This window comes from Mycobacterium sp. 050128 (genome assembly GCF_036409155.1).
In the GTDB taxonomy this organism is placed as follows: domain Bacteria; phylum Actinomycetota; class Actinomycetes; order Mycobacteriales; family Mycobacteriaceae; genus Mycobacterium.
Window position 1 is genome coordinate 1,700,309 of record NZ_JAZGLW010000001.1, and the last position, 10,814, is coordinate 1,711,122.

The 10,814-nt window shown below is 67.5% G+C and carries 7 protein-coding genes; 3 read left to right on the forward strand and 4 right to left on the reverse strand.

Features of this window, described 5'->3' with window-relative positions:
* Positions 1 to 37: 37 nt before the first annotated feature.
* Positions 38 to 5,311 (forward strand): polyketide synthase Pks13, encoded by a 5,274-nt coding sequence (pks13, locus tag SKC41_RS08200; protein WP_330978796.1) that lies wholly within the window; start codon positions 38 to 40, stop codon positions 5,309 to 5,311.
* Complete coding sequence (locus SKC41_RS08205; RefSeq protein ID WP_330977172.1) at positions 5,311 to 6,891, forward strand: acyl-CoA carboxylase subunit beta; 1,581 nt, start codon at positions 5,311 to 5,313, stop codon at positions 6,889 to 6,891. The genes pks13 and SKC41_RS08205 overlap by 1 nt, the downstream gene beginning before the upstream one ends.
* Before the next feature lie 94 nt (positions 6,892 to 6,985).
* Here the strand turns inward: SKC41_RS08205 and SKC41_RS08210 are convergent, their stop codons facing one another.
* The 3 genes from SKC41_RS08210 to SKC41_RS08220 form a co-directional block, all read right to left on the reverse strand.
* Positions 6,986 to 8,782, reverse strand: a complete 1,797-nt coding sequence (locus SKC41_RS08210; protein WP_330977173.1) for an acyl-CoA dehydrogenase family protein — start codon at positions 8,780 to 8,782, stop codon at positions 6,986 to 6,988.
* 73 nt (positions 8,783 to 8,855) lie between these two features.
* Positions 8,856 to 9,254, reverse strand: a complete 399-nt coding sequence (locus tag SKC41_RS08215) for an FHA domain-containing protein (protein WP_330977174.1) — start codon at positions 9,252 to 9,254, stop codon at positions 8,856 to 8,858.
* Positions 9,255 to 9,325: 71 nt separating this feature from the next.
* Positions 9,326 to 9,793 (reverse strand): hypothetical protein, encoded by a 468-nt coding sequence (locus SKC41_RS08220; RefSeq protein WP_330977175.1) that lies wholly within the window; start codon positions 9,791 to 9,793, stop codon positions 9,326 to 9,328.
* A gap of 200 nt (positions 9,794 to 9,993) precedes the next feature.
* On the opposite strand from SKC41_RS08220, the gene SKC41_RS08225 reads away from it, so the two are divergent.
* Entirely contained in the window at positions 9,994 to 10,314 is a 321-nt protein-coding gene (locus tag SKC41_RS08225) for a DUF1918 domain-containing protein (RefSeq protein WP_330977176.1), read from the forward strand.
* On the opposite strand, the gene SKC41_RS08230 is transcribed toward SKC41_RS08225, so the two are convergent.
* Positions 10,284 to 10,790 (reverse strand): hypothetical protein, encoded by a 507-nt coding sequence (locus tag SKC41_RS08230; protein ID WP_442931572.1) that lies wholly within the window; start codon positions 10,788 to 10,790, stop codon positions 10,284 to 10,286. The genes SKC41_RS08225 and SKC41_RS08230 overlap by 31 nt on opposite strands.
* Between the last annotated feature and the right edge of the window lie 24 nt (positions 10,791 to 10,814).

The following is a 10,814-nucleotide window of genomic DNA, read 5'->3' on the forward strand; positions in this document are numbered from 1 at the left end:
TGGTCCGGGCGGGGACGCACCCGCCAAGAAGACCGACATGACGGTCCCCGAGATGCGCCAATGGCTGCGCAACTGGGTGGGCCGGGCGGTCGGGCAGTCACCCGACGCGATCGACGAGTCGGTCCCGATGGTGGAACTGGGTCTGTCCTCGCGCGACGCGGTGGCAATGGCCGCCGACATCGAGGACCTGACCGGCGTCACACTGTCGGTGGCAGTCGCCTTCCAGCACCCGACCATCGAATCGCTGGCCACCCGCATCATCGAGGGCGAACCGGAGCGGCCCGACGACGACCTCGGTGAAATCGACTGGACCCGGACCGGGCCGGCCGAACGCGTCGACATCGCGATCGTGGGCCTGTCCACCCGACTGCCCGGCGACATGAACACCCCGGACGAAACCTGGCAGGCCCTGATGGAGGGCCGCGACGCCATCACCGATCTGCCCGAGGGCCGCTGGTCGGAGTTCCTGGAAGAGCCGCGCATCGCCGCAATGGTCGCCAAGGCCCGCACCCGCGGCGGCTACCTGAAGGACGTCAAGGGATTCGACTCCGAATTCTTCGCGATCGCCAAGACCGAGGCCGACAACATCGACCCGCAGCAGCGGCTGGCGCTGGAGCTGACCTGGGAGGCTCTCGAGCACGCCCGCATTCCGGCGTCGAGCCTGCGCGGCGAGGCCGTCGGCGTGTACGTCGGCTTCTCCAACCACGACTACCAGTTCCTGGCGGTGTCCGACCCGACCGTCGCGCACCCGTACGCGATCACCGGTACCGCGAACTCGATCATCGCCAACCGGGTGTCCTACTTCTACGACTTCCGCGGTCCCTCGGTGGCGATGGACACCGCCTGCTCGAGTTCGCTGGTGGCCACGCATCAGGCGGTGCAGGCGCTGCGCAACGGCGAATGCGACGTCGCGCTCGCCGGCGGGGTCAACGCACTGCTCACCCCGCTGGCCACGCTCGGCTTCGACGAGATCGGCGCGGTGCTGTCTCCCGACGGCCGGATCAAGTCGTTCTCCTCGGACGCCGACGGCTACACCCGCTCCGAGGGTGGCGGCATGTTCGTGCTCAAGCGGGTCGACGACGCGCGCCGCGACGGCGACCAGATCCTGGCCGTCATCGCCGGCAGCGCGATCAACCATGACGGCCGGTCCAACGGCCTGATCGCCCCCAACCAGGACGCCCAGGCCGAGGTGCTGCGTCGGGCGTACAAGGATGCCGGCATCGATCCGCGCAACGTCGACTACATCGAGGCGCACGGCACCGGCACCGTCCTGGGTGACCCGATCGAGGCCGAGGCGCTGGGCCGGGTGGTCGGCCGAGGTCGTTCCGCCGACCGTCCCGCGCTGCTGGGCGCGATCAAAACCAATGTGGGACACCTGGAGTCGGCCGCCGGCGCGGCCAGTTTGGCCAAGGTCGTGTTGTCGTTGCAGCACGACAAGCTGCCGCCGTCGATCAACTTCGCCGGGCCGAGCCCGTACATCGACTTCGACGGCATGCACCTGAAATTCGTTGACACCGCGACCGATTGGCCGCGCTATGGCGGGTACGCGCTCGCCGGGGTGTCGAGCTTCGGCTTCGGTGGGGCCAACTCGCACGTGGTCGTCCGCGAGGTGCTGCCGAGTGATGTCGTCGAACGCGAACCCGCACCCGCCCAAGAGGCGACCGCGGCCGCCGAAGGCGATCAGGCCGAGACGTCCACGGGTGAAAGCCATTCGCTGCGGTTCGACGACTTCGGCAACATCATCACCGACGAGTACGAGATCCCGGATTTCGAGCCCGAGCTGCCGGGTGTGACCGACGAGGCGCTGGAGCTCAAGCAAGCCGCGCTGGAAGAGCTTGCCGCTCAACAGGAGTCGGAGCCGACCAAACCGCTGATTCCGCTTGCGGTGTCGGCGTTCCTGACGTCGCGCAAGAAGGCCGCCGCGGCGGAGCTGGCGGACTGGATGGAAAGCCCCGAGGGGCAGGCGTCGTCGCTGGAGTCGATCGGCCGGTCGCTGTCGCGGCGCAACCACGGCCGCTCCCGCGCGGTGGTCCTGGCCCACGACCATGACGAGGCCATCAAGGGCTTGCGCGCGATCGCCGAGGGCAAGCAGCGGCCCAACGTGTTCAGCGTGGACGGGCCGGTGAGCAACGGCCCGGTGTGGGTGCTCGCCGGATTCGGTGCGCAGCACCGCAAGATGGGCAAGAGCCTGTACCTGCGCAACCCGGTGTTCGCCGAGTGGATCGAGAAGGTCGACGCCCTGGTACAGGACGAGCTGGGCTATTCGGTGCTCGAGCTGATCCTCGACGACTCGCAGGACTACGGCATCGAGACCACTCAGGTCACCATCTTCGCGATCCAGATCGCGCTGGGTGAGCTGCTCAAGCATCACGGTGCCAAACCCGCTGCGGTGGTAGGGCAGTCGCTGGGTGAGGCCGCATCGGCCTACTTCGCCGGCGGCCTGTCGCTGCGTGACGCCACCCGGGCGATCTGCTCGCGATCGCACCTGATGGGCGAGGGCGAGTCGATGCTGTTCGGTGAGTTCATCCGGCTGATGGCGCTGGTGGAGTACTCCGCCGACGAGATCAAGACGGTGTTCTCCGACTTCCCCGACCTGGAGGTGTGCGTCTACGCCGCACCGACCCAGACCGTCATCGGCGGCCCGCCCGAGCAGGTGGACGCGATCATCGCCCGCGCGGAATCCGAGGGCAAGTTCGCCCGCAAGTTCCAGACCAAGGGCGCCAGCCACACCTCGCAGATGGACCCGCTGCTCGGCGAGCTGGCCGCGGAGCTGCAGGGCATCAAGCCGATGAGCCCGACGGCCGGGATCTACTCGACCGTGCACGAGGGCAGCTACGTCAAGCCCGGCGCCGACCCGATCCACGACGTCGACTACTGGAAGAAGGGGCTGCGCCACAGCGTCTACTTCACCCACGGCATCCGCAACGCCGTCGACAGCGGGCACACCACGTTCCTGGAGCTGGCGCCCAACCCCGTCGCGCTGATGCAGGTGGGCCTGACCACGGCGGATGCCGGCTTGCACGATGCCCAGCTGATCCCGACGCTGGCCCGCAAGCAGGACGAGGTCGACTCGATCACGTCGACCCTGGCGCAGCTCTACGTCTACGGACACGACCTGGACATCCGGACCATGTTCAGCCCCGCCCAGGGACCGCAGGACTACGCCGACATCCCGCCGACCCGGTTCAAGCGCAAAGTGCATTGGCTGGACGCACACTTCAGCAGCGACGGATCGATCATCATGCCGGGAGCGCACGTCGCGTTGCCGGATGGCCGCCACGTCTGGGAGTTCGCGCCCCGGGGCGAGACGACAGACCTGGCCGCGTTGGTGAGAGCCGCTGCGGCTCAAGTGATTCCGGATGCGCAGATGACGGCGGCCGAGCAGCGCGCGGTGCCGGGCGACGGCGCCCGGCTGGTGACGACGATGACCCGGCATCCCGGCGGTGCGTCGGTGCAGGTGCATGCCCGTATCGACGAATCGTTCACGTTGGTCTACGACGCGCTGGTTGCGCGGGCGGGTGCGGCAGTGGGCGCCTTGCCCACCGCGGTCGGCGCCGGTGCCGCGATCGCACCCGTGGCCGCAACGGGATTGGCCGAAACACCGGTCGCGGCGCCCGTCGAAGAACCCGAGAACGCGGAAACGTTGTCGGACAGCCTGACCAACCGCTACATCCCGTCCGGATTCACCAAATGGTCACCGGAATCCGGTGAGACCATCGCGGAGCGACTCGGCGCGATCGTCGCGGCGGCCATGGGTTACGAACCCGAGGACCTGCCGTGGGAGGTGCCGCTGATCGAGCTGGGCCTGGACTCGCTGATGGCGGTGCGGATCAAGAACCGCGTCGAGTACGACTTCGACCTGCCGCCAATCCAATTGACGGCGGTGCGCGACGCCAACCTCTACAACGTCGAGAAGCTGATCGAGTACGCGCTCGAACACCGCGACGAGGTCGAGCAGCTGCACGACTACCAGCGGACGCAGACGGACGAGGAGATCGCCCGGGTGCAGGCCGGATTGCTCAGCGGCGCAACGCCGGAATCGCTGGGTGCTCCCGCGCCGGATCCGCAGGCGCCGCCGCCGTCGGATGTGGCGATTCCGCCGCCGCCGACCGATCCGTCGGGCCCGGCGGGCAACGGCGTCGCCAACGGCGCCAAGCCGAACCTGGCCGGCGCGGCCGAAGCGCTCACCTCCGAGGCGGTCGCCAAGGCGCTGAACTCCGATGTGCCGCCGCGCGATGCCGCCGAGCGGGTCACCTTCGCCACCTGGGCGATCGTCACCGGCAAGTCCCCGGGCGGCATCTTCAACCCGCTGCCCAAGCTGGACGACGCCAGCGCCGCCAAGCTGGCCGAGCGGCTTTCCGAGCGCGCTGAGGGACCGATCACCGCCGAGGACGTGCTGAGCTCGGAGAACATCGAAGCGCTGGGCGACAAGGTGCGCCAGTACCTCGAGGCCGGCACGATCGACGGGTTCGTCCGCACGCTGCGGGCGCCGGTCGAGGGCTCGACCAAGCCGCCGGTCTTCGTCTTCCACCCGGCCGGCGGATCGACGGTGGTGTACGAGCCGCTGCTCAATCGGTTGCCCGCGGACACTCCGATGTACGGGCTGGAGCGCGTCGAGGGCACGATCGAAGAGCGTGCGGCGCAATATGTTCCGAAGCTGATCGAGATGCAGGGCGACGGGCCCTACATCCTGGCCGGCTGGTCGCTGGGCGGGGTGCTGGCCTACGCCTGCGCGATCGGACTGAAGAAGATGGGCAAGGACGTCGCCTGGGTGGGCCTGATCGACGCGGTGCGCGCCGGTGAAGAGGTCCCGCAGACCAAGGAGGAGGTCCGCGCGCGCTGGGACCGCTACGCCCGCTTCGCGGAGAGGACCTTCCAGGTCACCATCCCGGCGATCCCGTACGAGCAGCTCGAGGAGCTCGACGACGAGGGTCAGATCCGGTTCGTGCTGGAGGCCGTCAGCCAGAGCGGGGTGCAGATCCCGGCCGGGATCATCGAGCATCAGCGCACGTCGTACCTGGACAACCGGGCGATCGACACCGCCGAGATCCAGCCTTACGACGGGCATGTGACCCTCTATATGGCCGATCGCTACCATGACGACGCGATCATGTTCGAGCCGCGATACGCCGTTCGGCAGCCGGATGGTGGTTGGGGCGAGTATGTCGCCGACCTCGAGGTCGTGCCGATCGGTGGCGAGCACATTCAGGCCATCGACGAGCCGATCATCGCCAAGGTCGGTGCGCATATGACCCAGGCGCTGAACGCGGTCGACGCAGAGCACCGCCGGACAAGTGAGGTAGGCAAGTAGTGACGGATGTAGCGCCTGGGCCGGCTCCTGTCGTCCACACCACGGCCGAGAAGCTAGCCGAGCTCAACGCTCGCCTGGAACTGGCCAAGGAGCCCGGCGGCGCGAAGGCCGCCGCCAAGCGCGACGCGAAGGGCATCCCCAGCGCCCGGTCCCGCATCCACGCGCTGGTCGACCCGGGCACCTTCCTCGAGGTCGGGGCGCTGGCCAAGACCCCGAACGACCCCAACGCGCTCTACGGCGACGGCTGCATCACCGGCCACGCGATGATCGACGGGCGGCCGGTCGGGGTGTTCTCCCATGACCAGACCGTGTTCCAGGGCACCGTCGGCGAGATGTTCGGCCGCAAGGTGGCCCGGCTGATGGAGTGGTGCGCGATGGTCGGCTGCCCGATCATCGGCATTCAGGACTCGGGTGGTGCCCGCATCCAGGACGCGGTCACCTCGCTGGCGTGGTACGCCGAGCTGGGCCGCCGTCACGAAGCGTTGTCCGGGATCGTGCCGCAGATCTCCCTCATCTTCGGCAAATGCGCTGGGGGAGCGGTCTATTCGCCGATCCAGGACGATCTCCTTGTTGCGGTGCGCGACCAGGGCTACTTCTTCGTCACCGGACCCGACGTGATCAAGGAAGTCACCGGCGAAGAGATCACGCTCGACGAGCTCGGTGGCGCCGATGTCCAGGCCCGCTACGGCAACATTCATCATGTCGTCGACACCGAGGCCGAGGCATTTCAGTATGTCCGGGACTTCTTGTCATTCCTGCCGTCCAACGTGTTCGACAAACCGCCGATCGTCAATCCCGGGCTGGAGCCCGAGATCACCCCCACCGATCTGGAACTCGACGCGATCATTCCGGACTCCGACAACGCGGCCTACGACATGCATGAGATCCTGCTGCGGATCTTCGACGACGGCGATTTTCTCGAAGTCGCCTCGCAGCACGGGCCGGCGATCATCACCGGGTTCGCCCGCGTCGACGGGCGCCCGGTCGGTGTGATCGCCAACCAGCCCATGTTCCTGGCCGGCTCGATCGACAACGAAGCCTCCGACAAGGCAACACGTTTCATCCGGTTCTGCGACATCTTCGAGCTCCCGCTCATCTTCGTCGTCGACACTCCCGGCTTCCTGCCGGGGGCCGAGCAGGAGCGCAACGGCATCATTAAGCGCGGCGGCCGGTTCCTCTCGGCGGTCGTGGAGGCCGACGTACCCAAGGTGACGATCACGATCCGCAAGTCCTACGGCGGTGCGTATGCCGTGATGGGATCTCGGCAGCTGACCGCCGACTTCAACTTCGCGTGGCCCACCGCGCGCATCGCGGTGATCGGCGCTGAGGGCGCCGCCCAGCTGCTGATGAAGCGGTTTCCGGACCCGACGACGCCCGAGGCGCAGCAGATCAAGAAGGACTTCATCGAGGGCTACAACCTCAATATGGCGATTCCGTGGACGGCCGCCGAGCGCGGTTTCATCGATGCGGTCATCGATCCGCACCAGACCCGGCTGTTGATCCGCAAGTCGCTACATCTGTTGCGGGACAAGCAGATCTGGTTCCGCGTCGGTCGCAAGCACAGCCTGCTTCCGCTCTAGCCACACCCGGCGTCGCGCCGGTCCGCCGGTCCACCACGCCGGTCCACCACGCCGAGTGTGAGTCTTACGACGCGACACGCCGTTTCAGCGTCGCTCAGTTCACGCTCGGCAACGCCAGCGCCCCGTCCACCAACTCGTCGAAGCGATCCAGCGCAACCTCGGATTCGGCGTCGAGACCGCGCAGCGGTCCGCGATCGGCCAGATACCGCTGCGCGTAAAGCTGGGCCACCAGCGCCTTGCGCTCACCGCCGCGGGTCTCCCGCTCCCAGGCCGCCTGTTCGATCAACAGCGCCCCCGCGTACACCTCGCCCATGAATTGGGCCAGCGGGTACAGCCGTGCCTCGGCGACGGTGCGGTCGAGTTTGGTCCAGGCCGTGATCGCGGCGTCGAGATCCTCAATCCGGCGGGCGACCAGGGCGGTGGTCTCGTCGTCATCGGAGACCGACACCGCGTCGTGCAACCGCGCCAACAATGCGTCGTGCGCCTGGGTCTGCTCGATGCCGCGGCGCACATCGAGACACAGGATGTTGTCGGGCCCCTCCCAAATCGTGTTCACCTGCGCGTCGCGCAAAAGCCTTGCCACCGGCCAGGTCTCGATGTAGCCGTTGCCGCCGTGGATCTCGATCGCATCGGAGGCCGCGGTGATCCCCAGCCGGCACACCTTGAGTTTGGTGACGGGCACCGCGATGCGCTGGCGCACGCTACGCGGCTGGCGATGGTTGGCAGCGCCGGTGCCGTCGAAAACCATTGCCTGCGCGGCCTCGACGTCGACGATCAGCTCGGCCAGTTTGCGTCGCATCAGCGGCTTGTCGATCAGCGCGCCGCCGAACGCGTGGCGCTGGCGCGCATAACACAGCGACTCGACCAGGGCGCGGCGCGCATTGCCCAGCCCGAACAACGCGATGCCCAGGCGCGCGGCGTTGGTCAGCTCCATCATCCGGCCCAGGCCCTTGCCGTCGGAGGGGCCCGAATCGCCGCTTGGCTTGTCCGACAACAGGAACGCCTCGGCGTCGACGAACTCGACCTCGCCGGAGGCCACCGAGCGGGTGCCGAGCTTGTCCTTCAACCGCCGCACCCGCACGCCGTTGCGCGAACCGTCGCGGCGGGTGCGCAGCACCAGGAAGTTGGCGATGCCGCGGGTGGAGTCGGGCGCCCCCTCCGGTTTGGCCATCACCACGAACGCCTCGCCGGCACAGTTGGACGCAAACCACTTGAATCCGTTCAACAGCCACGCTTGCCCGTTCTCGCCGCCTACGCGTCGAGCCGTCGTCTCCAGCATCCCGAGGTCGGAGCCGCCGGTGCGTTCGGTCAACAGCTGCGCGGTCTCGCCGGCCCACTCGCCGGAGGCGAACTTGGCCTGCACATACTCGGCTACGTCGGGCGGTGCGTAGGCGGCCACCAGCGACTGGACCATGCCGCCGCCGGTGCCCAGCGCGCAACCCATCCCGATGTCGGCCTGGTTGAGCAGATAGTTGGACGCGAACAGCGCCAGCCCGGAGCTCACCTTCGCCGAGCGCGCGTCGGTGCGCAGCGCCTGCTGAGCATCCAGCACCGCGCGCTTGGACTGGGTGAACGACGCCGGCATGACGACCTGGCTGACGTCGTGTCCCCACCGGTCGTAGCGCTCCAGCCGCGGCGGGTTGCGGTCCGTCTCGTCGGCCCAGCAGGCAACCGGGCCGCCCATCAGTTCGCCGATGCTGGTCAAATGTGGCTCTACGACGGCTAATTCGTCGGGCCGCAGGTAGTAGGCCATCGTGAACTGCAGCGTGGGGTCGGTCCGATACCAGTTCAGGCCGACCGCTCCGGTGTAATTGTCCGTCTGGTAGCGCCGCGACTTTTCCGGGGTGGAGAAGGGTAGCCGGTCCACGGCCTCAACGTCGTAGTCGCTCATTCCGCGACGGTATTACAGTCGGGGACTCCGGGTGAAGACACTGCGCCGACCGGCATTCGACGTGCCGCACGGTTCAGCTCTTCACCGGCCCGACAAGAAAGAGCAGACGGAAATTGCCGATCTGTATCTCGTCGCCGTCGCTGAGCACAGCCGAGTCGACAGGTTCGCGGTTGAGGTAGGTGCTGTTGAGGCTGCCGAGGTCGACGATGTGGAATCTGCCGCCTTCCCTGCGGAATTCGGCATGCCTGCGGCTGACCGTGATGTCGTCGAGGAAGACGTCGCTGGCTGGATGCCGGCCAACCGAGACGACGGGCTGATCCAACCGAAACTGCGCTCCGGCATTGGGACCGCGCTTCACCACCAGCACGGCCACCCCGGTTCCCAACGTGCGCATGTCCTCGACGGCTGCCTCGGCGATCGCCGCCGAGTCGTCGAAGGCGCTGGGCCCGCCGTTGCGCAACGCGGCGGGCATCTTGGTGGTCCTTTGCGGGATGTGTTCTGCTGCCGCGGTCATAGTTGTCTTTCGGCTCGATCAGGGCTGGATCAGGCGGCTCGCGGTAGATGCGGACCGGCGCTCACGGCTCGTGGCTCCGGCCGACGCGGTACCGGGACCCAGCCCACGTAGGTCAGGTACAGCCCCACCAGGGTGACTGCGAGGCAGAGCGCCATCCACCACCCCTGCGCACCGATCATGCTGTTGGCGACCGTCGCAAAGGCCTTGGGAAACGCGAAAAGAAGCAGGCCGCGCAGCGTGATGAGCCAGCCCGTCAGCGACACGATGATCGCCGCGGCGCCTTTCCAATATTGGTGGGCTGCCACGATGACAAGGCCGAAGGCCAGGATGAAGGCACCGGCCACCCACGACCACAGCGGGCTTGCCTCGAAGTCCGAAAGCACCGTCTGCATGTCCGACGCGCGCGCCACGGCCGTGATATCGACGATGACCAGGAACGGGCCGAGCACGCGGGCAAACATGCGTGTCTTGGCCTGCGCTTGCGGTGAAGCGTCCATTGTTGTGCCTCCGTCTGGTGCTGGTTCTTCACATTCATCGCAGCATTCGACGGCAGTGCTGCGGTAGGGACGGAAGTCCCGTCCGGCTGGGGCATTCGTAAGTGACCGGGCAGATGTCGTCCCTAGTGACTTACGGCCCTCGCCCGGCGTGTGGGCCGGGCGCATGATCGCCGAGAGGTCACAGACTGAGGGAGACGGCGATGAAGGCCGAGGTGGGTGACTGGCTCGTGCTCAAGGGCACCACGACGGGGTCAGCGGATCAGCGGGGCTTGATCACGGCGGTGCGCGGGGCTGACGGCGCACCACCGTTTGTGGTGCGGTGGCTCGCCAGCGGCCATGAGACAACGGTGTTTCCGGGTTCGGATGCCATCGTCGTCACCGCGGCTGAGCAGCGGCGGTCCGACGAGCAGGTACGCGAACGGATAGCCGCAATACAGTCAGAACTGACGCATCACCATACGAGTGCGGACGTCGCGCCGACCGGCGGGTCTTACACCGGCGCGACGAACTCCGACGTGTAGAACTCGGCCGGATTCTGGGAGTGCGGATTCGGACGCTGGATAACGACCCAGACGCCCGTCGTGCCCGGCCGGATGGTGTCGGAAACGGTCATAGTTGCCCCGCCGGCCGCGTCGGTGTCCATACCGGAAAACGCGGTGCCGGGATCCCCGGGACCACAGCCACCCGACCCCGGCCGTGGTTCCTGAATCAAGCCGACGTCGAAATGGGTGCCCGGATCGGGCGCGTCCGACAAGTGCACCTCTGCAAACGCTTTCCCCCCGGCCGAATGAACAATGACCGACCCCGTGCCCAGGGCGGATTGCGGCACCGCGGGGACGGTACTTATCAGGCTGAAATCGCAGCGCCGCAATTTGCTGTCTAACACAACCGTTGTCCCGGCTTCGGCCCCCGCCGTGGTGATCCCCGCGGTCACCACCGTCGACATGGCCGCGGTGAACGCGGCCCCGTATGCGGCGCGGCATGTCCGTGTGTACATAAGGTCCCCGATCCCTCCCTGCTG